The organism is Corynebacterium sp. HMSC05D03, from assembly GCF_001807205.1.
In the GTDB taxonomy this organism is placed as follows: domain Bacteria; phylum Actinomycetota; class Actinomycetes; order Mycobacteriales; family Mycobacteriaceae; genus Corynebacterium; species Corynebacterium aurimucosum.
This window is the reverse complement of record NZ_KV788168.1, coordinates 1-24470: the sequence shown is the minus strand read 5'-3', so window position 1 is coordinate 24470 and position 24470 is coordinate 1. Positions and strand designations below refer to the sequence as shown.

21 protein-coding genes, 1 tRNA gene and 1 pseudogene are annotated in these 24470 nt (G+C 61.4%); 15 read left to right on the top strand and 8 right to left on the bottom strand.

The features are described 5' to 3' along the window. Positions 1-21: 21 nt before the first annotated feature. Positions 22-1836 (bottom strand): 2-isopropylmalate synthase, encoded by a 1815-nt coding sequence (gene leuA / locus HMPREF3147_RS02480; protein WP_070444238.1) that lies wholly within the window; start codon positions 1834-1836, stop codon positions 22-24. Between the two features lie 270 nt (positions 1837-2106). On the opposite strand from leuA, the gene HMPREF3147_RS02475 reads away from it, so the two are divergent. Continuing rightward, positions 2107-3309 carry a mannosyltransferase family protein gene (locus tag HMPREF3147_RS02475; protein WP_070444236.1) on the top strand — a complete coding sequence of 401 codons (1203 nt, stop codon included), beginning with the start codon at positions 2107-2109 and terminating at the stop codon, positions 3307-3309. On the opposite strand, the gene HMPREF3147_RS02470 is transcribed toward HMPREF3147_RS02475, so the two are convergent. Next, positions 3306-4178 (bottom strand): DMT family transporter, encoded by an 873-nt coding sequence (locus HMPREF3147_RS02470; protein WP_070444234.1) that lies wholly within the window; start codon positions 4176-4178, stop codon positions 3306-3308. The genes HMPREF3147_RS02475 and HMPREF3147_RS02470 overlap by 4 nt on opposite strands. 146 nt (positions 4179-4324) lie before the next feature. Here HMPREF3147_RS02470 and HMPREF3147_RS02465 point away from each other — a divergent pair, with 146 nt between their 5' ends. Beyond that, a complete protein-coding gene (locus HMPREF3147_RS02465) occupies positions 4325-5590 on the top strand; it encodes an aspartate kinase (protein WP_070444232.1) in 1266 nt (421 codons plus the stop codon). 19 nt (positions 5591-5609) lie between these two features. Then, a complete protein-coding gene (locus tag HMPREF3147_RS02460; protein WP_070444230.1) occupies positions 5610-6647 on the top strand; it encodes an aspartate-semialdehyde dehydrogenase in 1038 nt (345 codons plus the stop codon). Positions 6648-6746: 99 nt separating this feature from the next. Here the strand turns inward: HMPREF3147_RS02460 and HMPREF3147_RS02455 are convergent, their stop codons facing one another. Together HMPREF3147_RS02455 and HMPREF3147_RS02450 are read right to left on the bottom strand one after the other, a co-directional pair. Further along, positions 6747-8069 (bottom strand): YkvI family membrane protein, encoded by a 1323-nt coding sequence (locus HMPREF3147_RS02455; protein WP_070444228.1) that lies wholly within the window; start codon positions 8067-8069, stop codon positions 6747-6749. 277 nt (positions 8070-8346) lie between these two features. Then, positions 8347-8895 (bottom strand): RNA polymerase sigma factor, encoded by a 549-nt coding sequence (locus HMPREF3147_RS02450; RefSeq protein WP_070444226.1) that lies wholly within the window; start codon positions 8893-8895, stop codon positions 8347-8349. Between the two features lie 173 nt (positions 8896-9068). Between HMPREF3147_RS02450 and HMPREF3147_RS02445 the strand changes: the two genes are divergently transcribed. The 3 genes from HMPREF3147_RS02445 (at position 9069) to HMPREF3147_RS02435 (ending at position 13970) form a co-directional block, all read left to right on the top strand. After that, positions 9069-10625, top strand: a complete 1557-nt coding sequence (locus HMPREF3147_RS02445; RefSeq protein WP_070444224.1) for a catalase — start codon at positions 9069-9071, stop codon at positions 10623-10625. Between the two features lie 129 nt (positions 10626-10754). Continuing rightward, complete coding sequence (locus tag HMPREF3147_RS02440; protein WP_070444222.1) at positions 10755-12206, top strand: hypothetical protein; 1452 nt, start codon at positions 10755-10757, stop codon at positions 12204-12206. A 261-nt stretch (positions 12207-12467) separates the two neighbouring features. After that, a complete protein-coding gene (locus HMPREF3147_RS02435) occupies positions 12468-13970 on the top strand; it encodes a hypothetical protein (protein WP_070444220.1) in 1503 nt (500 codons plus the stop codon). 78 nt (positions 13971-14048) lie between these two features. Here HMPREF3147_RS02435 and HMPREF3147_RS02430 read toward each other — a convergent pair. Continuing rightward, positions 14049-14125, bottom strand: a tRNA-Pro gene (locus HMPREF3147_RS02430). An 81-nt stretch (positions 14126-14206) separates the two neighbouring features. Next, positions 14207-15112, bottom strand: a complete 906-nt coding sequence (locus HMPREF3147_RS02425; RefSeq protein ID WP_070444218.1) for a metallophosphoesterase — start codon at positions 15110-15112, stop codon at positions 14207-14209. Between the two features lie 42 nt (positions 15113-15154). On the opposite strand from HMPREF3147_RS02425, the gene HMPREF3147_RS02420 reads away from it, so the two are divergent. Next, positions 15155-15619 carry a GatB/YqeY domain-containing protein gene (locus HMPREF3147_RS02420; RefSeq protein WP_010189970.1) on the top strand — a complete coding sequence of 155 codons (465 nt, stop codon included), beginning with the start codon at positions 15155-15157 and terminating at the stop codon, positions 15617-15619. Between the two features lie 96 nt (positions 15620-15715). Here the strand turns inward: HMPREF3147_RS02420 and HMPREF3147_RS02415 are convergent, their stop codons facing one another. Beyond that, entirely contained in the window at positions 15716-18160 is a 2445-nt protein-coding gene (locus tag HMPREF3147_RS02415; RefSeq protein ID WP_246815700.1) for a transglycosylase domain-containing protein, read from the bottom strand. Between the two features lie 214 nt (positions 18161-18374). Between HMPREF3147_RS02415 and HMPREF3147_RS02410 the strand changes: the two genes are divergently transcribed. Genes HMPREF3147_RS02410 through HMPREF3147_RS02400 form a run of 4 tightly spaced genes read left to right on the top strand, consistent with a single transcriptional unit; the run spans position 18375 to position 20138 of the window. Then, positions 18375-18674 (top strand): WhiB family transcriptional regulator, encoded by a 300-nt coding sequence (locus HMPREF3147_RS02410; protein ID WP_070444216.1) that lies wholly within the window; start codon positions 18375-18377, stop codon positions 18672-18674. A 13-nt stretch (positions 18675-18687) separates the two neighbouring features. After that, positions 18688-18849 (top strand): Sp36 family protein, encoded by a 162-nt coding sequence (locus HMPREF3147_RS12695; RefSeq protein ID WP_010189965.1) that lies wholly within the window; start codon positions 18688-18690, stop codon positions 18847-18849. Then, positions 18849-19307 (top strand): RidA family protein, encoded by a 459-nt coding sequence (locus HMPREF3147_RS02405; protein WP_010189964.1) that lies wholly within the window; start codon positions 18849-18851, stop codon positions 19305-19307. The genes HMPREF3147_RS12695 and HMPREF3147_RS02405 overlap by 1 nt, the downstream gene beginning before the upstream one ends. A gap of 18 nt (positions 19308-19325) precedes the next feature. Continuing rightward, positions 19326-20138 carry an MBL fold metallo-hydrolase gene (locus HMPREF3147_RS02400; protein ID WP_070444214.1) on the top strand — a complete coding sequence of 271 codons (813 nt, stop codon included), beginning with the start codon at positions 19326-19328 and terminating at the stop codon, positions 20136-20138. Positions 20139-20235: 97 nt separating this feature from the next. Here the strand turns inward: HMPREF3147_RS02400 and glxR are convergent, their stop codons facing one another. Beyond that, the gene (gene glxR / locus HMPREF3147_RS02395) at positions 20236-20919 is read right to left on the bottom strand and encodes a CRP-like cAMP-activated global transcriptional regulator GlxR (RefSeq protein WP_010189962.1); all 684 of its coding nucleotides are present in this window, start codon (positions 20917-20919) and stop codon (positions 20236-20238) included. A gap of 291 nt (positions 20920-21210) precedes the next feature. Between glxR and nth the strand changes: the two are divergent. The 4 genes and pseudogenes from nth (at position 21211) to HMPREF3147_RS02375 (ending at position 24347) form a co-directional block, all read left to right on the top strand. Then, positions 21211-21869, top strand: a pseudogene (nth, locus tag HMPREF3147_RS02390) (endonuclease III). Positions 21870-21878: 9 nt separating this feature from the next. Beyond that, positions 21879-22448 (top strand): TlpA family protein disulfide reductase, encoded by a 570-nt coding sequence (locus tag HMPREF3147_RS02385; protein WP_070444213.1) that lies wholly within the window; start codon positions 21879-21881, stop codon positions 22446-22448. Further along, positions 22445-23122, top strand: coding sequence for an NUDIX hydrolase (locus tag HMPREF3147_RS02380; RefSeq protein ID WP_070444211.1), 678 nt, complete (start codon positions 22445-22447; stop codon positions 23120-23122). The genes HMPREF3147_RS02385 and HMPREF3147_RS02380 overlap by 4 nt, the downstream gene beginning before the upstream one ends. Before the next feature lie 37 nt (positions 23123-23159). Then, positions 23160-24347, top strand: coding sequence for a MarP family serine protease (locus tag HMPREF3147_RS02375; protein WP_070444209.1), 1188 nt, complete (start codon positions 23160-23162; stop codon positions 24345-24347). The last annotated feature ends 123 nt before the right edge of the window (positions 24348-24470 follow it).

Below are 24470 nucleotides of genomic sequence, written 5' to 3'. Positions count from 1 at the left end.
GGTCGGCGGATGTGGTCAGCGTTAGTCCGCGCGGTTGACGGCAGAGGTAATCGCGTTGATGGACGCGCGCGTCGTGGAGCCGGCGATGCCGGCACCCCATACCTGGGCGCCGTTGACTTCGGCGGCAATGTAGCAGGCTGCCTCCGCATCGTCACCGGAGGTGCGGGACTGCTGGGAGTAGTCGATGACCTCAAAATCAATTCCGACATCCTCCAAGGCATTAGCGTATGCGGCGATAGGGCCGTTGCCGGTGCCTGAGACGATGCGCTTTTCACCGTTGAAGACGATGGTTGCGGTTACCTTGGCATCCTCATCCTCCGTGGTGGAGTTGTCCACCTGGAAGGAGACCAGTTCCAGCGGGGAAGTGCGCTCCAGGAATTCGTTGGCAAAGATGTCCCACATGTTCTTGGAGTTGACCTCGCCGCCCTCGGCATCGGTCACCGCTTGGACCACGGAGGAGAACTCCGCCTGCATGGCGCGTGGCATGTTGATGCCGTGATCGGTCTTCATGATGTAAGCAACGCCGCCCTTGCCGGACTGCGAGTTGACGCGAATTACCGCCTGGTAATCGCGGCCGACATCCTTCGGATCGATGGGCAGGTAGGGGACTTCCCAGGTGGTTTCCTGCAGCTCTTCCCAAGAAACCTCGGTGTTGTTCGCGCCTGGGCGCACCTCCTGTGCCAGGGCGTCCAGGCCCTTGTTGATGGCGTCCTGGTGCGAGCCGGAGAAGGCCGTAAATACCAGTTCGCCGCCGTAGGGGTGGCGCTCCGGTACGCGCAGCTGGTTGCAGTATTCCACGGTCTCGCGGATCTTCGGCAGATCGGAGAAGTCGATCTGCGGATCCACTCCCTGGGTCAGCATGTTCAGTCCCAGGGTAACGATGTCCACGTTGCCGGTGCGCTCACCATTGCCGAACAGACAGCCCTCGATGCGGTCTGCACCGGCCATGTAGCCCAGCTCAGCGGCGGCGATGCCTTCGCCGCGGTCGTTGTGGGGGTGCAGGGACATGATGATGGAATCACGTCGAGCAAAGTTGCGGTGCATCCACTCGATCTGGTCGGCGTAAACGTTCGGGCTGATCATCTCAACGGTGGAAGGTAGGTTGATGATCATGGGGTTTTCTGGAGTTGCCTCCATGATGTCGACAACGGCATCGCAGACCTCAACAGCAAAGTCCAGTTCGGTTCCTGTGAAGGATTCCGGCGAGTATTCCCAGCGCCAGTTGGTGTCCGGGTAATCCTTGGCAATGCTCTTGATGAGCTCCGCAGCGTCCGTTGCCAGCTTCTTAATGGCCGGGCGGTCCTTGCGGAAGACCACGCGGCGTTGCAGCTTCGAGGTGGAGTTGTAGAAGTGCACGATGACGTTCTTTGCGCCCTGGCATGCCTCGAAAGTGCGGCGGATCAGATGCTCGCGGGCCTGTACCAGGACCTGAATGGTGACGTCTTCCGGAATCTTGTTGCCCTCGATAATCTCGCGAACGAAGTCGAAATCCGTCTGAGAGGCGGAAGGAAAGCCCACCTCGATTTCCTTGTAACCCATCTTGACCAGCAGGTCGAACATGCGGTGCTTGCGCTCGGGGCTCATCGGGTCAATGAGGGCCTGGTTGCCGTCGCGCAGGTCCACCGCGCACCACTGCGGAGCCACGGTGATTTTCTTATCCGGCCACGTGCGGTCAGGCAGGCTAACCGGCTCGACCTCTTCGGCGAAGCTCTGGTAGCGGTGAACTGGCATCGAGGAACCGCGCTGTTTGTTCCAGGCAGGTTGGTTGTCATTGCGCGGGCCGGCTGGGGTGGTGATTTCGCGGGGAGCGGAGATGAAAGAATCGTTGGGGGACATAGTGTTGGTCTCTTCCTTATGTGAGGCGTGTGTTTCGCTGTGTCGCTGTGATGAGCAACTGTGGAGCGAATCGTGGGGACGGCCAGCTGCGGTGTGTGTTGGCACCACCACGCTCCGCGACGGGGCGCTGGCCGTAAAGCTACAAACCTAAATCCCGCCGCGGCTACTAAGGAGAAGAGTGTGCCGCAAAGTCATGTGAGCCACAATACAACGCTTCTCATTGTGTGGCAACTGATTTCACATATTGGGACGTGGTGCGGTGTGGATAGGATGTGTGGCGTGCACGAAGAAAACTCCACAAAGACGAGACCGGAACCTCGGGCGGATACCGCAGTAGAAGGCGCCCTATCAGCTGCTGCCTCCCCGGCAGGTGTGCAGGGGAGGCTAGCGCTTCTGTCGGTTGCTGTGCTGGTCGCGGTTGTCGGCACCGCAGTGCGTATCACTGTTCTCAGCGTCATTGCCGGAGCTAATGAACAGGAGCTGTGGGATCGGCTCACGGCCTGGGATTCCAAGTACTACCTGGAGATCGCACGTGCGGGGTATTTCGACGCCGACATCAACACGGATGGCCCGGTCCATGAAATCACTATGGCTTTCTTCCCGGGCTTTCCCATGCTGTTGCGGGTGCTGGGCTGGACTGGAATCAGTCTGGAGATAGCCGCGCTCATTGTTAACACCCTGCTTACTGCAGTCATGGCCGCCGGAGTCATGGTTTTGGCGCGGCGCGTGGGTGCGCAGCGTCGTGGGCAATGTGCAGCGGCCCTCGTGGTGAGCAGCGCACCGATGTCTATCGTATTTTCGATGCCCTATACCGAGGCCCTTTTCGGTGCCCTCGTGGTGTGGGGGCTTATAGCCTTAGATGATCACGCCTGGTGGCGTGCAGCGGCATTCGGCTTCGCCTTATCCTTCGTTCGGTTGACCTCCGTCGACTTCCTCGCCGTCTTTGCTCTGTGGGTGCTCATTTATGGGCGGCGCTCCTGGCAGGCGTGGCTTGATGTCGTCGTCGCAGCGCTCCCGCTACCGGCATATCTACTGTGGACGCAGCGCTATTTGGCAGATGCTGGTGGCTACTTCGGGATTCAAACTGAGCATTGGAATTCCACCTTTGATGGCGGTGTGGCAACCGTGCAGTTCGTGTGGGAAACCCTGACTGAGAACAACGACGTGGGCTACCTGCTCACCACCCTGGTGATCGTGGGTGTTCCTGTGCTGCTGGTGGCAGCATGGGGGAGGGTTACCCCGGTGGCCTGGTGGTTTAGTGCTGCGCTTTGCGCGAATGTGCTGCTTTCCGACGGCATCATGCACTCGCGTCCGCGTCTCCTCCTGCCCGCCATTATCTTGATCCTGCCGTGGGTTGTGCGCGCGGCTAGTGCCCTGCGGCCGCGCGTGCTGTGGGCTGCCTGCGGTGCATGGGTCCTGTGGTCAGCGTGGTTCTCCGCGTATATGCTGGTGGTCTTTGAGTGGGCGATCTAACGCGGGCTTTGCTCTGCGCGCTGAGTGCTTCCCGGGTTGACCGGAACACGCGATAAGACGATCGTCGCCGCGATCATGATGATGAGTGAAGCGCCCATCACGCACCACCCCGCAACGCTTTCGACTTGAAATTTTTCACCCAGGACCCAGTAGCCTAAGCCGAAAGCCACGATGGGCTCCATGATGGTCATGGCGGGAAGGGAGTGCGCCAAGGCACCGGCGTGGAAGGAATACTGCTGGATGACCGTGCCGGAAGCCGCCAGTCCGATGAGTGCGTATAGCTCCCAACTGGCTAGCAATGTTGCGATGCCTTGGTGGGAGAGGACGTCAACCACCGCTTTTGCTACGAGCGCCACGTAGCCGTAGAGGATGCCGCAGGCGGCGCCGAGTGCCAGCGCGGATTCCTCCGGCCGGTTATAGGCCGCCACAAAGAGCGCGGTGAGTGTCAGCGCGCCGAGGGCGAAGGCGGGCCACCATTGGGACCAGGTGGGCGTCGTCAAGCCTGCGGTGGGGCGCCCGTAGACCACCATGATGCTCACTGCGATGGTCAGCGTCAGGCACCAGAAGACCTCCCGCGGCGGCATCGGCCGGCGGGAATACCACGCAGCAAGCGGCAGCGTGAACATGAGGGATAGGACAAGGATGGGCTGCACGATGAGTAGTGTGCCGAAATGGAGCGCGATGAGCTGCAAGGCATAGGCGACAATGGCGGCACCGGTGCCAACCCACCACAGGGGCGTGCGAATTGCAGTGCGCATGACGCTGCGGGAGCTGGCGTCCAACACGATGCGGTGGCGTATGACAGTTCCCCAGGCCACGACTAGTGCCGAGGCCAGTGCGAACGCAATGGCAACCAGGTTTGAAAACACTGTTTCTACCCTACCTGGAATTAATACCCAGTACGTGTTTCGATGGTAGCCAAAGGGCGGTAGGCTAAAGGAGTTGACTGCCGGTCTATAGGTATTGGGCGGTGAACAGATATTGGCCCTCACAGACAGGAAAGGTGGGACCATCAGTGGCCCTAGTCGTACAGAAATACGGGGGATCCTCCCTCGAAAGCGCAGAGCGCATTCGCGCGGTGGCGGAGCGCATTGTGGCGACGAAGAAACAGGGCAACGACGTGGTTGTCGTGTGCTCCGCCATGGGGGATACCACCGATGAACTCCTAGACCTTGCGGCCCAGGTCAATCCCGTCCCGCCGCAGCGCGAGATGGACATGTTGCTGACCGCTGGCGAGCGCATCTCCAATGCACTCGTTGCCATGGCGGTGGAGTCCTTGGGCGCGCAGGCTCAATCCTTCACCGGCTCCCAGGCCGGCGTGCTCACCACCGAGCGCCACGGAAACGCCCGCATTGTCGACGTCACCCCGGGCCGCCTTACCGAAGCGCTGGAAGAAGGCAAGATCTGCATCGTTGCGGGTTTCCAGGGCGTCAATAAGGAATCGCGTGATGTCACCACCCTCGGCCGCGGCGGTTCAGATACCACCGCGGTGGCGCTGGCGGCAGCGCTCAAGGCCGATGTGTGTGAGATTTATTCCGATGTCGACGGCGTCTACACCGCTGACCCTCGCATCGTCCATAACGCCAAGAAACTCGACCAGCTTTCCTTTGAAGAGATGTTGGAACTGGCGGCCGTCGGCTCCAAGATTCTGGTCCTGCGCAGCGTCGAGTACGCTCGCGCGTTCAACGTTCCCCTTCGAGTTCGCTCGTCTTATTCAACCGACCCCGGCACGCTGATTGCCGGATCAATGGAGGATATCCCCGTGGAAGAAGCAGTACTTACCGGTATCGCCACCGACCGTTCCGAGGCCAAGGTCACCGTTTTGGGCATTCCGGACCGCCCCGGCGAGGCAGCCAAGGTCTTCCGCACCATCGCGGACGCTGAGATCAACATCGACATGGTGCTGCAAAACGTCTCCTCCCTGGAGTCCGGCACCACCGACATCACCTTCACCTGCCCGCGCTCCGATGGCCCGAAGGCAATGGAGATCCTGGCCAAGCTCAAGGAGGAGGGCCACTGGGCCAACGTGCTGTACGACGACCAGGTGGGCAAGGTCTCCCTCGTCGGCGCAGGCATGAAGTCCCACCCGGGTGTCACTGCCGACTTCACGGAAGCGTTGCGTGATGCTGGGGTCAACATGGAGCTCATTTCCACCTCCGAGATTCGCATCTCCGTGCTGACCCGCGAGGCCGATCTCGATAAGGCAGCCATTGCTTTGCATGAGAAGTTCCAGCTGGGTGGCGAGGAAGAGGCCACCGTTTATGCTGGTACCGGACGCTAAAGTTTAAGGAGTTAAGGTCATGACCACTGTTGCAGTTGTAGGCGCCACCGGCCAGGTCGGCCGCGTGATGCGCACCCTCTTGGAGGAGCGCAACTTCCCGGCCGATACGGTTCGCTTCTTTGCCTCCGCGCGTTCGGCGGGCCAGGAGCTCACCTTCCGCGAGGAGAAGATTGTCGTGGAAGATTTGGCGGAGCAGACCGTTGAAAGCCTTGCTGGGATTGACGTCGCTGTGTTTTCCGCCGGCGGCGCTACCTCGAAGGAGTATGCCCCTCTCTTCGCCGAGGCCGGTGCCATCGTGGTGGATAACTCCTCTGCGTGGCGCAAGGACCCGGATGTTCCGCTCATCGTCTCGGAAGTGAACCCGCAGGAAAAGGGCAACACCCCGAAGGGCATTATCGCGAACCCGAACTGCACGACCATGGCGATCATGCCGGTCACGAAGGCGCTTCACGACGCCGCCGGTCTCACCACCATGCGCGTCGCCTCCTACCAGGCCGTTTCCGGTTCCGGCTTGGCAGGCGTGGAAACCCTGGTTAAGCAGGTAGCGTCCATCGGTGACCGCAGCGTGGAGCTCGTCCACGATGGCTCGGCGCTCGAGGTCTCCGAGGAGGATCTGGGCCCCTACGTCGCCCCGATTGCGTATAACGCGCTGCCGCTGGCTGGCAACCTCGTCGATGATGGCACGGAAGAAACTGACGAGGAGCAGAAGCTGCGCAACGAGTCCCGCAAGATCCTGGGCATCCCGGAGCTGAAGGTCTCTGGCACCTGCGTGCGCATCCCGGTATTCACCGGTCACACCATGGTGGTGCACGCGGAGTTCGAGAAGCCGATTACCCCGGAGCAGGCCCGCGAGGTGCTGTCCTCTGCGCCGGGCGTCAAGGTCGTCGATGTGCCGACCCCGCTGGCGGCAGCAGGCATCGACCTTTCCCTGGTTGGGCGCATCCGCCAAGACCAGACGGTGGAAGATAACAAGGGTCTCATCTTCGTTGTTTCCGGCGATAACCTGCGCAAGGGCGCCGCGCTCAACACCATTCAGATTGCGGAGCTGCTAGTTTAAAGGCAAAGCTGCAGCGAGTTTTAGAACCCGCATAAATAAGAAAAGTCCGCCCCAGATATCACTCTGGGAGCGGACTTTTCTTCTGTCAGCGGGGAAACGCTAGTCCTTCGGGACCTCGGGCTTGGTGTGCTCCACAAAGGTCACGGATGGATCCGGGTCCTCGCGGTCGTATTCAATCTCATCGTCAGCTTCGAGTTCTTCATGGATCTCATCGGCGACGGTGGAGACAAACTCTTCAGTTTCCATGTTGGAGGCCGCTGCCAGCTTGCGCAGCTCGCGCTCGTTCTTCTTGGTGAAGTGCTCGCGCGGGTCCAGGCGGCGCTTGACCAGGGTGCGGGCGCGCACGCGGCGGTCAGACTCAGAGGTGATCTTGTCACGCTGGGTAATCCACGTGATGACCATGACGGCAATCATGAGCAGGCCGATCCAGCCCAGAATCGGGTAGACACTGGAGACCAGTTGCTTGAAGCCGATGAAAGAGAGGATGAAGCCGACGACACAGGCGCCTGCGTAGACAGGGTAGAAGAGCTTCGGCTTCTTACGGGTGAGGCGCTTGCCCATGGCGTAGAACATGCCGATGGCGGTGTTGAAGACCATGCCATAGATGATGAACGTCATGAAGTAACCCAGGATTGGGTTCACGTTATTGATCAGTGAGAGTACCGGCAGGTCCTGCTCGTGAACGTCCGGGGCCACCATGTAGAGAGAGACCACGAGGAGAGCGAGCAGGAGCAGGTAGAAGAAGCCACCGATGAGGCCGCCGATGCCTACAGCGCGGTTATCCAGGATGTTGCCGCCGATGACGATGGACATCGACACCGCACACATAACGTTGAGGCCGGTGTAGTTCAGCGCTGCCAGCCACCAGTTGTTGAGGGGACTCTCCACGTTGTTGATGGCATAGTCATTGGCCCAGGACCAATCCACGTCGGTCACGATGATGGTGTAGCCGGTGGCCAGGACCACGAAGAAAATGATGAAAGGCGTAATCGCGCCGATAACAGAACTGACTTTATCCACGTCAAGGAGACCCACCAGCAGGACGAGCACGAGCATGACGGCGCCGCCCACCCAGATCGGCACGCCCTCGAATTGCTGGCTGATAGTGGAGCCACCACCGGCGAACATGACGAAGCCGATGGAGAACAGCGTGGCCAAGGTTCCCCAGTCCAAAATTCGGGAGACGATGGGACCAGTGATCCTGTCGTAGACAGCCGTGTGTTCGTCAGCCTGGAAGTAGGATCCGAGCTGCAGAATCGACACGCCGGTAATGATCATGAGGGCGGCAGCAAGCACAACGCCCCACAGGCCCTTGTTTCCGAAGGCCACGAAGTACTGGACTGCTTCCTGGCCCGATGCAAAGCCGGCGCCGACGACGACGCCGATGAAGGCCATAGAGATGGCCACTGCGCGTTTCCACATAAAGTAAAGATGTCTCTCAATCTCACACGCGCCGGGGGATGCCATCACTACCCAAGGTGTGGTGCGGGCAATTGGGAAAGCCTCGCGGGCCCGGTTCGACTATCGATTTATCACGTGTGCCTCGAAAAAGATTAGGTGTGTTCGATAGGTATTTTCCAGCTGGGGCTGCGGTTTCCTTAAGGATAGGCAGTGGCGGGGGTGTCAGAACTTGCCGTTTGGCGCATGTAGATGCAGGTTCTGTGACCAGCCGCACCCATTTGTAACGGCTCGATAACGATTAGCCGCGTTGGTCGATTAAGTCCTTGCGAGCGCGGGCCACGCGGGAGCGGATAGTGCCCACGCGGACCCCGGCGATCTTCGCGGCCTCCTCGTAGGTATAGCCCAGAACTTGGGTCAGGATGAGGGCTTCGCGGCGGTCTTCTGGGAGGGCGTCGATAAGTGCGCGGGCGTCGATCCACTCGCTCCACGTTCCGGCGTTTTCGGGAGTCGCAGCAAGGGCGGCGGCATCCTCGTACTCGGTGCTGGACTTGCGTGGGCGGGCCATGTCGTGGCGGATGTTGTCTACCCATACGCGGCGAGCAAGCGAAAGCAGCCATGTGCGCGCTGAGGAACGGGCGGCGAAGCGGGGGAGTGCGCCGATGACGCGCAGATATGTCTCTTGGGTGAGATCGTCTGCGATGTCGGGGCCGCCGAGGTGGGCGAGTAAGCGCCAGACATCATCCTGGGTGGACTTGATGAACTCCGTGAGGGCTGCGCGATCGCCGCGGCCTGCCTTGAGGGCGAGGTCGGTGACGCGCGCATCGTCGCGCTCGGAGTGTCGTTTCACCTCCCATAACTTACCAGTCGGGGAGGTGGGATTTGGACACCTCGGTGTTAAGGCTATGACCTCTGGCAACCTTAAAAACTGTTGCGCAGGTCATTTTTCATGGGTAGTCTATGAAAGGTCCGTGATTGATAATGTAAAGCAAATTATCAACCGATCTAGGAGGCATTAACCCCATGACTAACGCTTCGAATGAGTCCGCGGCAGACAAGGTTCTAGACAAGGGGCAGCGCGCCCCGGGCGGCCCGAACACTACCCGCCCGTCCGGTCAGCCGGTTGCTACTGAGAACACCAGCATCACCGTTGGCCAGAACGGCCCGGTAGTGCTCAATGACATCCACCTGATTGAGAAGCTGGCGCACTTCAACCGCGAGCGCGTGCCGGAGCGCACCCCGCACGCTAAGGGCCACGGCGCTTTTGGTGAGCTGCACGTTACCGAGGATGTCTCCGCCTACACCAAGGCAAAGCTCTTCCAGAAGGGCACCGTGACCCCGATGATGGGCCGTTTCTCTACCGTTGCCGGTGAGCAGGGCTCCCCGGATACCTGGCGTGACGTCCACGGCTTCGCGCTGCGCTTCTACACTGAGGACGGCAACTACGACATCGTGGGCAACAACACCCCGGTCTTCTTCATTCGTGATGGCATCAAGTTCCCCGACTTCATCCACTCCCAGAAGCGTCTGGGCGCCAACGGCCTGCGCGATGCTGACATGCAGTGGGATTTCTGGACCCGCAACCCGGAGACCACCCACCAGGTGACCTACCTCATGGGTGACCGCGGTACCCCGAAGACCACCCGCCACCAGAACGGCTACGGCTCCCACACCTTCCAGTGGGTCAACGAGTCCGGCGATGCCTTCTGGGTGAAGTACCACTTCAAGACTCGCCAGGGCGTGGAGAACTTCACCGACGCCGAAGCCACGGAGATCGCTGGTAAGAACGCGGACTACCACCGCGAGGACCTCTACAACGCCATCGAGGAAGGCAACTTCCCGGTCTGGGACGTCAAGGTTCAGATCATGCCGGTGGCGGAGGCTGAGGAGTACCGCTTCAACCCCTTCGACCTGACCAAGACCTGGTCCAAGAAGGATTACCCGCTGGTAGATGTCGGATACTTCGTGCTCAACCGCAACCCGCGCAACTTCTTCGCGCAGATTGAGCAGGTTGCCCTGGATCCGTCTAACATCGTCCCGGGCATTGGCCTGTCCCCGGATAAGATGCTGCAGGCACGCGTCTTTGCATACTCTGACCAGCAGCGCTACCGCATTGGACCGAACTACAAGCAGCTGCCGGTGAACCAGCCGCTCAACCAGGTCAACACCTATGAGCATGAGGGGCCGATGCAGTACCTGTTCAACGCCCCGGAGGATCCGGTCTACTCCCCGAACCGTCACGCCAAGGGCGGCGGCTACCTCGACGGTGATGAGAACCTGCGCTTCAAGGAGCAGGAGACCACCACCGCCCCGGACCTCTACGTAAACCCGGACCCGGCGGGTATCGACCTGGTCCGCGCGCCCTACGTCCATCACGCTGAAGACAATGACACCGTACAGGCCACCGACCTGTACGAGAACGTCTACGACGATGGTGCCAAGGAGCGTCTGGCAGACAACATCACCAATGCCATGGCAGGCGTATCCCCGGAGACCGAGGAGCGCGTTTACGCTTACTGGGATGCTGTCTCCCCGCAGCTGGGCAAGCGCGTGCGCGAGCTTTTCGCTGAAAAGAAGTAATACCACCTCAGTGAGTTAATCTCGTGGCTTCAAAAGCCCCGCCGGTCTAGTTCATTAAAGCTAGTTCCTGGCGGGGCTTTTCCGCGCGCCTGACCGCTTTTGCGCAGCGTGAACGATAGTTTCTTTTACATGACCTCACGCCTAGCCAGCCCTGCAGATGCCAACCGGAAAATTGGCGTCCGCGCTCTTATCCTCACCCTCGTGCTCATCCTGCCGCTCATCATCGGCGCGGCCGTCGCCGCCGTATCCGAATGGCAACCCGCCGAGACCTGGTCCCAGGAACAGGCGGGTGCGCCCAGCGATGGCACCATCGATCCGGCTGAGCTTTACGACGTCGCCCGAGCCCTCTCCGAAGCCAATGCCCAGGCCGGCTTCCTGGCTAATGGCGCGCAGCAGCTTGCCGATGGCACCGGCGAGCTGCAGGATGGCGCCGGTGAGCTCGGCGGCGGAGTAGACAAGCTGGCTGGCGGCTCGCAAGAGCTTTATGACGGGCTTGTGCAGCTGCAGTCCGGCACCGCGCAGCTGGGCAACGGCGCTACTGAGCTGGCCGACGGCGTCGGCGGAGCCGTCGACCAAGTCATCGGTCTCGGGGCGGTTCGCGGACAGATCCTGCAGGCAATCGACGGCACCCTCAAAGACCTGGAAGGAAATAACTCGGCGGAGGCAAAGAACATCCGCGCGCAGCTCGGTGATCTGCGCAGCCAAGTGGAGAACTTCCAATTTGATCAGTCCATTCAGGACCAACTGACGCAGTTGAAGGATGGCTCGCGCGAGCTTTCCAACCAGTTGTCCGTGAGCGGCTATGCCTATCACGATGGTGTCTACCAAGCCACGGAGGGCGCACAACAGCTCAATGCTGGCATTGGCGAGCTCAATGCCAAGGTCGATGAGGCTCTTAAGGGCGTGGACAAGCTTGTGGAAGGAGCAGAAAAGGTCGACGGCATGGCCAAGCAGAATCAGACCAAGGTGCAGGGAGCGCAGCGTGTGATGCCGACCGTCGCCGGGCCCGCTGAGGCCGGTGCCGAGCCCGCTCAGCTGCTGAGCCCCATCGTCGCTATGCTCCTTGCGGCTATTGCGGTTCTGGGCGGGGGCGTTATTGGTGCTCTGCTCACGCGCGTCGACCGCCGTATCCTCGTGCTGCTCGGCGGAGCGGTGCTCATCGGTGTTGTCGTGGGCCTGCTCGTGGCTCTTTTGGCTACCGGCGTGACCGCGGCCGCGGTGGCCTGGGCGGGGCTTGCGGCGGCGGGGGCTGGGGTGGCGTCGGCAAGCATGGTGTTCGCGCTGGTGCGCTGGCTTGGTGCGGGCGGCTGGTTCCTGGGAAGTGTGCTTGCTGTCGCACAGGTCGGCGTCGTGGGATGGGCGTGGAAGGCGGCGTCGACCGGCACCGATCTCAACGCCGCGATGAGCGCGCTCGTGCACCTCTTCCCCATGCAATGGGCAACCTCCGCCATTACCGTGGCGGGCAATGGTGGGCAGTCCCCGCAGCTGTGGACAGCCCTGGCTATTTTGGGGGTGATCGCGGTCGCGGCCTTCGTGCTCGTAGGCGCACCCGCCGGGCGGGAAGGCAAAGAAAAGGCCTAGCTCACAGGTCTGCGGACGGCACATCGCATAAGTGTCAAGATACGTTACGTGCATTTCCAGATTTTGCTACCGCTGTGAATGAAAAGAGTGCTAGAGTGAGAGGCGCTCACAAAGCCTACTTAGGGGGTAGGCAAACGGTTTCTCCAATCCGTTGTGAGTGATAGGGAATAGGGGCGACGCGGCTGCTGTAGGGGCACCGCGTCGTTTCCAATTGTGGGGGTAAAATCGGCGGAAACGACCGCTCAGGTATTGGAGATCACCGTGACCGACTCCCGCGATATCAAACCTTTTGCTGCCAGCCGCGGCCCCAAAATAACCTCCGTTGGCGCGATTATTGGTACGGCCCTGGTGGGCGGGTTGCTGCTTGGGGGAATCGGTGTGGGTACGAGCTTGGCGGTCTTCGATGAGCCGGAGCGCTCCGATTTTCTCATGCAGCCCGCGCAGCGTGAGGTGCAGGCCGACATCATGGACCCAGACGATGTGCTTTCCCCGGAGGAAGAAGAGCGCATGCTCGGCGATGTCTCCCGGATCGCCGCCCCCGACGTGGTCCAGGGGCTGCACTACATGGTCTTTGCCAAGAACAAAGAAAACGTCAACGACTCCGTGGAGGCGTACCTGCGCGATCATCACCCGGAGCTCATTGGCAAGGACAAGTTTGCCGATGGTCAGGTCTTCGTCGGCGTAGGCCTTGACCCGCGGCAGGCCTTCATCTTCGCGGGTGAGGACGTGGCCGATCGGATGAAGCTGCGCAAGGGTGACAGCCATTTGGAGCAGTCCATTGAAGCCATTAAGCCGGGCGTGCGGGATGACAACATTCCCGCTGGTCTCTTTGCGGGTGCGGCGGCAGCGATCGATGTGGACCGTGCTGCGGATACCCAGTATGAGAGCGCGAAAAATGGGCGCATTGGGGCGGCCATTGGCCTGGGGGCGGCGGGACTGAGCGTTGGTGGCGCGGGCGCGGGCATCGTCGGCGGTGCTCGTCGCAGCCGGCAGAAGAAGGCGCAGCAGGCGCGCGAGGATTGGGACTACGTGTCGCAGACCTATACCGATGTGGCGCAGCGCCTGAGGGAGATCGATATCCGGGCACACTCGCTGCAATCGGGGCTGGTAGATGAGCGCCTACGTGAGGACTGGGAGGGTCTGCGCGATGACTTCCTCGCTATCGACTCCCAGGTAGGCTCGCTGATGTCGATACCGGCTGACGCGCCGGATGACCAGTTCCGCTCGCATGCCGAACCCATCGCTCACGCGCGCGAACTGTGTGAGCGCGTGGAAACCGCCGAAGTCAACATTGAAAAGCTGCACCGAATCGAAGACGCTGATGCCGACGCCCGCCGCTTTGAGCTCTACGAGTTGGGTAAAGACCTGGCCCAGGCGGGTTACCTAGCGGCGGATATCGACTCGTCTCTGGAGCGTCACGCCAAGGAGCTGGAAGACGCCGCCGTGGCCTTGTCCAAGGAGCCAAACCACCCGCAGTTCATGGAGCGCTACTTGGAGCTCTTGGACCGCACGGCGTTGCTCTCGGAGCACCTGCAGGCGCAGCTGCAGAAGCGCAACGAGGCCGATGAGCGGCCGGAGCGCACGCGTATCTATGACTCCAATTTCTTCGCTGGTTCCGGCTACCACGGCTACGTGCCCTTCTACGTTGTGAGCACCTGGGACAGCGATGCCACCACCGCCCGCGAAAGCTCCTCCAGCAGCGGTGGCGTCAACAGCGGGTTTAGCTCGGGCTTTTCTGGTTCGGGTGGTTCTTCAAGTTTCTAGGCGGGGCAGGCGGCTCTGCCCGTCGGCACCTGCGGCTCGGTGAAAACACAAAAGAACCCGCAGTTTCCTGCGGGTTTGTGGTCGGGATAACAGGATTTGAACCTGCGACCTCTTCGTCCCGAACGAAGCGCGCTACCAAGCTGCGCCATATCCCGGTGTCTCGCTCTAAGCGGTACCGGATTACTGTAACGCACCCCAGCCTGAAAGGACAAAACGGCAGCGTGGAGGGGGTATCCCTAGGCGGCCTTCTCGGTGATGTGCAGGAGAGTGGCCGACGGGCGGCAGAACACGCGGAAGGGAACGAACTTCGAGGTGCCCAGTCCGTTGGAGACGTGCATGTACATCTCTCCGAAACGGTGCAGGCCCTCCGCGCGAACGCGGTCGATGCCACAATTGGTCACGATGGAGCGCGAGCCCGCTACCTTGAAAGGCAGGCAGAGCTGGCCGCCGTGCGTGTGCCCGGACAGGGACAGCTGGTAGCCGTCGGCGGCGAATTTCTCCAGGACGCGGGGTTCCGGGGAATGCAGTAGTGCCAGGGAAAGGTCGGCGTCCTCGTTCGGCGCACCGGCAATCTCTGAGTAGTCATCCAAGTCGTGGTGTGGGTCATCCACGCCGGCGGCAGCGAGGCGGACGTCGCCGACCTTGAACTCTACGCGGGCCTGGTTGGCGTCGTGCCAGCCGTGCTCGAGGAAGGCCGCGCGCATGCCCTTCCAGGGCAGGTTCACGTAGGAAGGTTCGTTCTTCTTCCCAACCAGGTAGTTGAAGGGATTCGGGATGCGCGGCGCCCAGTAGTCGTTGGTGCCAAAACAGAACATGCCCGGACGGCTCAGCAACGGGCCCAGGGCGCGGAGTACCTCGGGGACGGCGCGCTCGTCGGAGAGATTGTCACCGGTGTTGATCACCAAGTGCGGGTCAAGGGCATCAAGCCCCGAGACCCACTCGATTTTGGTGCGTTGGCCCGGAATCATGTGGAGGTCGGACACGTGCAGGATACGAAACTCGGACTCCTCGCGCAGCGTACCGGGCTCCAGTAGCGGCAGGGTGTACTCCTTGAGCTCGAACTTGGTGAGCTCTGAATGCGCCCATGCGGCAGTGCCCAGACCAGCGGCGGCGAGTCCGCCAAGGACAGGGTAAATCTTCACCCTCACCACACTACCTGGGCCGGCAGGCGTAGATTGAAGGGCATGAGTGAGTTGAAAGAAACTATCCGTGCTGACCTCAAGACCTCGATGAAGGCCAAGGACAAGGCCCGTACGAGCGCCATCCGTTCTCTGCTGTCTGCCATCCAGGCGGAGGAAACGACTGGTTCTCGCCATGAGATTACCGATGAGGACATCCTCAAGGTCATCGCTCGTGAGATTAAGAAGCGCCGCGAATCCGCAGAGGTCTATGCAGAAAATGGCCGCCCGGAGCTGGCGGAGGAAGAGCTTGCTGACGTCCCCTTCTTCGAGGCCTACCAACCAGAGCAGCTTGACGACGACTCCCTGAACACCCTCGTCGCTGAATCTATCGCCGAGGTTGAGAAGGATTCCGGCGAGCCGGTGACCATCAAGCAGATGGGCAACGTCATGAAGGTGGCCACCGCTAAGGCCGCTGGCCGCGCCGACGGCAAGCGGCTGTCTACCGCGGTGAAGGCCGCCCTTAACTAGAACCCGCCTTCTCGCGCGCTAGTGTTCCCGCCCTAGCGCGCTCGCTCTAGTCCGTTCTACGCTTTAGCTCGATTTTCCACGCTCTAGCGCTCGGCGCTAGAGCCCGAAGAAGCTCCGCACGTCATTCGTGAAGCGGTCGACATCTTCTTGGCTGAATAGCGGCTCAGACTGCGAGGGCTGGCCGCCACCAGTGCCGGCGCCGTCACCGCTTGGGGCAGGGGGTGCGCCGTAGGTGGAGTCCCAAGCTGCTTGGTCCGAGTTCGCGGAAGAGGAGTCGCTTGCGGAGCCGTCGGAAAGCTGGAGCGTGACCTCCGAGCCCTTCTTTGCGCCGGATGCGCCGGTGATGACGCGAACCACCTTGCCGTAGCCCACACCGGGGGCGGGAACCTCGGTGGTTTTCACTACGAAGCCGGCCTTCTCCAGAGCGGACCGGGCTTGGCTTTCGGACTTGCCCTTCAGGCCGTCGATAAGCGGCGATACCGTACCGGAGTCATAGGCGCGGTCATAGTCCGGCACCGTGCCCTTCTGGGCCGCGGGAACGCGCGCAGCCATCGTGTAGAAGGTTGCCGCCGGCTCTTTGCCGCCAAAGAGGTTGCCGCTGGCGCACTGGCGCACGGGGCCGGTGCACAGCGGACTCGTGGTGGTCCCGTCATTGTAGATATACGGTGCGGCAGCGACGGCCGAGTTGAAGCCCAAGAAAGCCGAGGACTGGTTGGACTCCGTGGTACCGGTCTTGGCGGCGGCCTGACCGCTGAAGCCGGCAGCGCGTGCCGAGTCGGCAGCGGTGCCCTTTTCGGTATCGGCCGTCATGTTGTTTTCCAGGGCCTTGGCTACTTCCTTGCCCACTGCGCGCTCGCACGGCGTGTGTTTGAGGTAGACCTCGTTGCCGTGGGAGTCCGTGACTTCCTCGATGGGGTTCGGCTCGCACCACATGCCTTGCGAGGCCACCGTCGCACCCACATTGGACAGCTCCAGCGCGTTCACTGCTGTGGGGCCGAGTGTGAAGGAACCCAGGTTGGATTCCTTGATGTGGTTGGCGATGGAAGTCTCGCCGTCGTAGCTGCCGGGTTCCTCATAAGAACGCAGGCCGAGCTTGACGGCGATGTCGACCAAGCGCTCGACGCCCAGTTGCTCGGTGAGCTGGATGAAAGGGGTATTGGGGGAGTAGGCCAGCGTGTCCTGCATAGTCATCGTGGGGGCATAGCTGCCGGCGTTTTCCACGCAGTACTTGTTGGGCGGGCAGTTAGCAGCGCCGCCGTATCCTAGCCCTTCCGCCTCGTAGCGCTTAGGCACAGCCAGCTTGTCCTTAATGCCGTAGCCTGCCTCCAAGGCGGCCGCGGCAGTAAAGAGCTTGAACACCGAACCGGCACCGTTGCCCACTAGCGAATTCGGCTGGGGGAGGAGGGTTTCGTTGTTGTTGAGGTCGAGCCCGTAGGTGCGTGACGAGACCATGGCCAGCACCTTGCGGGTACTGGTGCCGGGCTGGATGACGTTCATGACCTCCGCCACGCCTTCCGCATCCGGGGCGGTATGGCTGCGCACCGCGTTGAGCGCCTGGTCCTGGACATCGGGGTCAAGCGTGGTCTTGATGGTCAGGCCACCGCGTGTCAGGTGCTCGCGGTCGATGCCTTTTTCGTCGAGGTATTCCAGCACGTAGTCGCAGAAGAAACCGCGATCGCCCGCGCCGATGCAGCCATTGGCCAGGGTATCGGGGCTATCCAATACACCCAGGGGTTCCTGGGCAAAGGAATCGGCGTCCTCCTGGGAGAGGGAGCCGGTGTCGGCCATAGCCTGGAGCACCATGTTGCGGCGTTCGATGACGCCTTCCTCATTGGTGTAAGGGTTGAGATACTCCGAGGACTGCACCATGCCGGCGAGCATCGCTGCCTGCGGCACCGTGAGGTTCTCGGCACTGGTACCAAAGTAGGTGCGGGCCGCAGCCTCAACGCCATAGGCGTGGTTACCAAAGGGCACGAGGTTGAGGTAATTAGCCAGAATCTCATCCTTGGACAGCTTGGCGTCGATATCCGTGGCCATGCGCATCTCGCGTAGCTTGCGGGCTACGGACTGTTCCGTCGCGGCCTGGCGTTCCTCGTCGGTCGTTGCATTGACCAAGAGGAGATAGTTCTTTACATACTGCTGGTCCAGCGTCGATGCACCCTGGGAGACGCCGCCTGCGGACAAATTGGTCCACAAAGCGCGCAGATTGCCCTGCAGATCGACACCTTCGTGCTCGTAGAAACGGCGGTCCTCGATGGCCACGACCGCTTGCTTCATGGCATCCGAGATTTCATCTGGCTGCACCGGATGGCGGCGTTGCTCGTAGATATAGGCAAGGGTGTTGCCCTTGGCATCCAAGATGGTGCTCACGCCAGGGGCCTCGCCGTTGGTGAGATCCTGGATGTCCGATTGCATCGTGTCGTTCGTCCTGGCCACGGCAACGCCACTAACGCCGGCGACGGGGGCGATGGCCAGCGCGATGAGGACGCCGACCAGTGCTGTGGACAGGACGAGCTTTCCCAGGGATTTGATCACAGTCACCCCCCACACACTAGTGGTTCAGGTGCAGATCCGGGAGACCCCCCTAAAGTGTGACCTGTTAGACAGGGATACCGGTCTGTGAATAGACTTACCAATGGTACATAATATTCCGTCGAGTAGAGGGTTATTCACGATCTTCAGCTTCGACGGGGGTGAGCTTGGAAGGAGTTACCTAGCCGTGACAGTCAGTGTCAAAGGTGCAGGACGGTCCACAATGCTAAAGAATGCCTCGCTAACTTCTGAGCGTGGTGAGTGGGTTACCCAAGCTAAGTGCCGCAACGGTGACCCCGATGCACTGTTCGTGCGAGGTGCTGAGCAGCGAAAAGCTGCGGTGATTTGCCGCCACTGCCCGGTGCTCAATGAGTGCCGCGCGGATGCTCTGGATAACCGCGTGGAGTTTGGCGTGTGGGGCGGCCTTACGGAGCGCCAGCGCCGCGCGCTTCTGCGCAAGAACCCGCACATCACTAGCTGGGCTCACTACCTTGCTGAGGGTGGCGAACTCATCGGTATTTAGTAGCATTGATTCCATGACTAAATGGGAATATGCCACCGCGCCGGTTCTTACGCACGCGACGAAACAAATCCTCGATTCCTGGGGTGAGGACGGCTGGGAGCTCGTCACCATCACCCCGGGCATGAACCCGGAGAACGTTGTCGCCTATTTCAAGCGCCCTTTGGAGGAATCCTAATGGGTGCGCTTGCCCGCCTTGAAGAGCTCGGCGTCGAGCTGCCTTCCGTCGCTGTTCCTCTCGCGTCCTACATCCCGGCTACCCAGGTGGGTAACCAGGTCTGGACATCTGGCCAGCTGCCCGTTGTGGGCGGAGAATTGCCTGCCGCCGGCAAGGTCGGCGCAGAGGTAAGCCTCGACAAGGCGCAGGAATTGGCGCGCACGGCGGCGCTGAACGCATTGGCTGCAATCGATGGCCTCGTGGGGCTTGACCGCATTACCCGCGTGATAAAGGTAGTCGGTTTCGTAGCTTCGGATCCCTCTTTCACGGATCAGGCCGCAGTTATCAACGGTGCCTCGGATTTCCTCGGTGAGGTCTTCGGGGACGCTGGAATCCACGCGCGTTCTGCGGTGGGGGTAGCGGTCTTGCCGAAGGATTCCCCCGTTGAGATTGAAATCATCGTAGAAATCGCTGAGTAATCGGATAGGGTTAGAACCATGGAGCATCCTGCATATAGCCAACTGCGTCCCGTGAGCCAGTCCGTCGGTGTCGTGCTGTGTGATAACCCCAGCTACACCGCCTTGGAGGGCACCAATACGTGGATCATCCGCGCCGGAGAAGATTCCCGCGCCATTGTGGTCGATCCGGGCCCGGAGGATGAAGGTCACCTCAACGTTGTGACCGCGAAAGCGGGCGAGGTGGCGTTGATTCTTCTTACCCACCGCCACGATGATCACGCATCGGGCGCCCAGCGTCTGCGCCAGCTCACCGGCGCCCCCATCCGCTCTTTCGATCCGAATTACTGCAACGGAGGGGACGCGCTTGTCGACGGTGAAGTGATCACCGTCGACGGCATCACCCCTCAGCTTGAGGTGGTCCATACCCCGGGCCATACCGCGGATTCGACCTGCTTCTTCGTGTGGTCGGCGGAAGCGAAGAACTCCATGCTGGAGGGCATTCTGACCGGCGATACCATCGCAGGCCGCCACACCGTGCTGCTGTCTGAGACCGATGGTGATTTGGGCGCCTACCTGAAGACATTGGATCTTCTCGAAGAGCGTGGCGAGGATGTAGCGCTTTTCCCAGGGCACGGCCCGGACTTGGAGGACACCTCCGCGGTTGCCCGTAAGTACATTGACCGCCGTCACCACCGCCTGGACCAGATTAAGGAGGTCCGCGGGCGCCTTGGTGAGGATGTCGACGTCAAGACGCTCGTCGATGAGATGTATGACGACGTCGACCCGGTCCTTCGCCACGCCGCCGAGCAATCCACGCGCACTGCGCTGAAGTACCTCGCGGCTCAGAAGTAAAACACCGCATAGGAAAATCCCCCGAGAAATTCTCGGGGGATTTTGCATTGGGCCAAAGCCGCCCGGAGGCAGCATATGCAGGTTCGGCCTTGAAGACCTAGCGCGCGCGGCGGGCCAAGTGCTCGGTGTCAACGATGAGCACCGACTTGCCCTCCAAGCGGATCCACCCGCGGTGAGCGAAGGTGGCCAGCGCCTTGTTCACGGTCTCGCGGGAAGCTCCGACGAGCTGGGCGATCTCTTCCTGGGTGAGGTCGTGGTTCACGCGGAGCGCGCCACCCTCCTGTACACCGAAGCGGTTCGCCAGCTGCAGCAGGGTCTTAGCCACGCGGCCTGGAACGTCGGTGAAGATGAGGTCCGCCAGGTTGGCGTTGGTGCGGCGCAGGCGGCGGGCCAGCACGCGCAGCAGCTGCTGGGCAATCGCCGGGTGATCGGCTACCCACTGCTTGAGCATCTCAGAGTTCATCGTGGCGGCGGTAACCTCGGTGACGCACACGGCAGAAGAGGTGCGCGGGCCCGGATCGAAGATGGAGAGCTCGCCGAACATGTCGGACGGGCCCATCACGGTCAGCAGGTTCTCGCGGCCGTCCGGGGCGTGGCGGGCGAGCTTAATCTTGCCCGAGGTAATGATGTAGAGGCGGTCTCCCGGCTCACCTTCCTCAAAAATGGTGGTGCCGCGCGGGAAACGGACGGTTTCCATCTGCTCAATAAGGTTCTGTACTGCTACCGGATCGACGCCCTGGAAAATACCAGCGCGGGAGAGGATATCCTGTACGCCTTCCACTGTTACTCCTTAAAGCCTGCGCAGCCCGGAATACACTGGGACACAAGCTGGTTTGGTTTATGTTGACGCACCTAGACTCCAGTGCGCCACGAGGCACTGCACAACATCATACAGTGTAATTAGTCACTATTTCCACCAACGTGAAAAATAATCACACGCCGTGGTTAATCCTCGAAGGCCGTCGCTTCTAGCTTCTCCATGAGAATGGCAAAGAGCGCGAGGCACAGCGGCACGAAGAGGACGAGTGAAATCATGCTTCTCATTCTAACCGCCGTCACTAGAGTTACTTCTATGTCCCCTGATCTTTCCGCACAGCATGATGATGACGCCGAGGCAGCGCGCATTGTCCATATTCGTACAGCCCTCGCGGAGGAATATCCCGACGCCGACTGTGAGTTGGATTTCACCTCCCCGCTGGAGCTGCTCGTAGCGACGGTTCTCTCCGCGCAGTGCACGGATGCCCGTGTCAATCAGGTGACCCCGGAGCTTTTCGCTGCCTATCCCTCCGCACCGGATTACGCAGCCGCGGACCGCTCCGATCTCGAGCGCATTCTCCGCCCACTCGGCTTTCAGCGCGCGAAGGCCGGCCACTTGCTGGGCATCGGGGAGAAGCTTGTTGCGGATTTCGACGGGCAGGTGCCCCAAGGGATCGACGAGCTCACCTCCTTGCCAGGAGTTGGCCGCAAAACCGCACTGGTGGTGCGCGGAAATGCCTTTGGGCTACCGGGGATCACGGTGGACACCCATGTCACGCGCTTAAGCCAGCGGCTCGGTCTGACTGGGGCAAAGACGCCGCGGGCGATTGAGAGGGACGTCGCCAAGCGCGTGCCGAAGAGGAGCAAACAGTGTTTTCACACCGTCTCATCCTCCACGGGCGGCGCGTGTGCACCGCCCGGAAGCCGAAGTGCGCGGCCTGCGTCCTTGCGCCATGGTGCCCGTCGCGGGGTTAAGGTGGAGCAATGAGCCAATATTCTCGGTGGCCTGGATACGTGAAGGCGAGCATCGTTGCCATTGTTGCGCTGGCAGCACTCGCATTCGTCGGCGTGGTGAATCTCCTTGAGGATGATGAGCCGGAAGTCCCTGTCCCCGAGGTACAGGAGCAAGAGGTAGCCAAGCGTCCCAAGTGCCCCGAAGGGCCGATCGCTGGTGTGGACCTTCCCTGCCTGGGCGCGGCCGGTACAGCGGCGGCCAAAGACGTCCAGATCGTCACGGTGTGGGCATGGTGGTGTGAACCGTGCCGCACGGAGCTGCCCTTCTTCGAAGACCTTGCGCGCTCGCACTCCACGTGGAATGTCGTCGGCGTGCATGCGGACGCCAACGCCGCCAACGGTGCGGCGCTTTTGAGCGATCTGCAGGTCGATATTCCCAGCTACCAGGACGAGGATGGGACCTTTGCTGGCGAGCTCGGGCTGCCGGGCGTCATCCCCATCACCCTCGTGGTGCGCGATGGCAAGGTGGAAGAGAAGTTCATTAAACCCTTTACCTCCGCCAAAGAATTGGAGGAGGCCGTCGAGGAGGTTCTTAAATGAGCCGACTGTTTCCTGCGCACGCCCCTGAGTGGCTGCACCCCGCGCTCGGGGTTGATGCCGGCAAGGTACAAGAGCACCTCATCCGTCACCTCCCGGCCGCTCGGCGCCGCCGCGAATCGGCTGTGTTGGTGCTGCTGAAGGGCACGAGCTTTGAGGATGGCGAGGTGCTGCTCACGCACCGTTCGCCCTCGATGCGCTCGCACTCCGGCCAGATTGCATTTCCTGGTGGGCGCAAGGATGAAGAGGACACTTCGCTTGTCGCCGCCGCCCTGCGCGAAGCCGAAGAAGAAACCGGCCTCGACCGCTCCACCGTTACCCCTCTTGAACAGTGGGGCAAGCTAGATATCCCGGCGACCGGCAACACCGTGAGCCCCGTCTTGGCGTACTGGCATAAACCGGGCACCGTGTGGCCGGCGAGTCCGGAAGAAACCGACGACGTCTTTACCGTCCCGCTGCGGGAGCTGGTGGATCCTGCCAACCGCCTGATGGTGGGATTTAGCCGGTGGAAGGGGCCGGCGTTTCGGACACGCGGATACCTGGTGTGGGGATTTACTGCGGGAGTGCTATCCGGGCTCATGGACCACGCGGGGTGGAGCGTGAAATGGGATAAGAAAACGGTTCATGATCTGCGTGACTCACTCGATCGCTCTTCGAATAATGAGAAGATAGGCTAGTTCTGCTCCTTTTAGCCCTTAAGAAAGTATCCCCTCTGTGTCCTTAGTCGTTGACGTTCTGATCGTGATTGCCGTGCTCCTCGCCGTGCGCGTGGGCTGGCGGCAGGGGGCTTTGGCAGCGGTCCTCGCGGCGGTGGGAATCATTGCGGGACTGGTGCTGGGAACCGTGCTGGCCCCGCTGGCGATGGGCCTGACTGACCAGGCGGCCGTGCGCTTCTTGCTGGCCGTCGGCGTGCTCATTTTGCTGGTGGGGCTGGGGCAGCTGGTGGGGACGTCGCTTGGCATGGCGCTGCGGGACCGCATGCGTACGAGGTCGGGGCAGCGCGTGGATTCGTCGATTGGCGCGGTTTTCCAAGCTGCGGCGGCCATCGTGGTGATTTGGTTGGTGTCCTTGCCCCTGGCCTCCAATTTGGGAGGCCAGCCGGGGCAGGCGCTGCGTGAATCGCGCGTGCTGAGCTCGCTCAATGCGGTGGCGCCTTCGCGCCTGGCGGCGTTGCCGAATGGCTTGGCTGCGCTCCTCAACGAGTCCGGGCTGCCGCCGTTGGTCTCGCCCTGGGAGCGTTCCGGCTCGGGCGTTGAGGTGGATGCGCCCGCGATACATATTGGGGATCCTGAGCTCGCGGAACGCGTGCGGCCATCCGTTATCCACGTGCTGGGTGATGCCGAGGCGTGCTCGCGCCGCCTGATGGGCTCGGGCTTCGTTACGGAACCGGACTACGTCATCACGAACGCCCATGTTGTGGCGGGTACGGATAAGGTGCGTCTTGATACCGTGCTCGGGCTCAAGGAAGCGGACGTGGTCTACTACAACTCGGATGTGGACATTGCGGTGTTGCATAGCCCGGGCTTGGACCTAGAGCCGTTGCCGTGGGCGGAGCACGCGGCTGTGACGGGGGACGATGCCATCGTCTTGGGCTTCCCGCAGTCGGGTCCCTTTACTGCAGAACCGGCGCGCGTGCGCGACCGCCTTACCATCGCTGGGCCGGATATCTACTCCACGGGCCGCGTGGAGCGCGATGCCTACACGGTGCGCGGCAGCATCCGGCAGGGCAATTCCGGCGGCCCGATGATCACCCCGGAGGGCCAGGTGCTCGGCGTGGTGTTTGGTGCCTCTGTGGAGGATTCCGATACGGGCTATGCGCTCACCGCGGACGAGGTGCGCGGCCACGTGGGTGACGTCACGCAGCTTGTCGACGCCATCCCAACCGGCTCCTGCGTCGGCTAGTTCTCGCGTGCGCTTTTCTTCCCCTTGGTCGGCATTAACCCCACCTGTGAGACACTTTCTTCCCGCCCCCTTCTAAGCAGGAATTATGTTCCTCCGGTTGCGGGGTGGCTAGTGCTGTTTTAG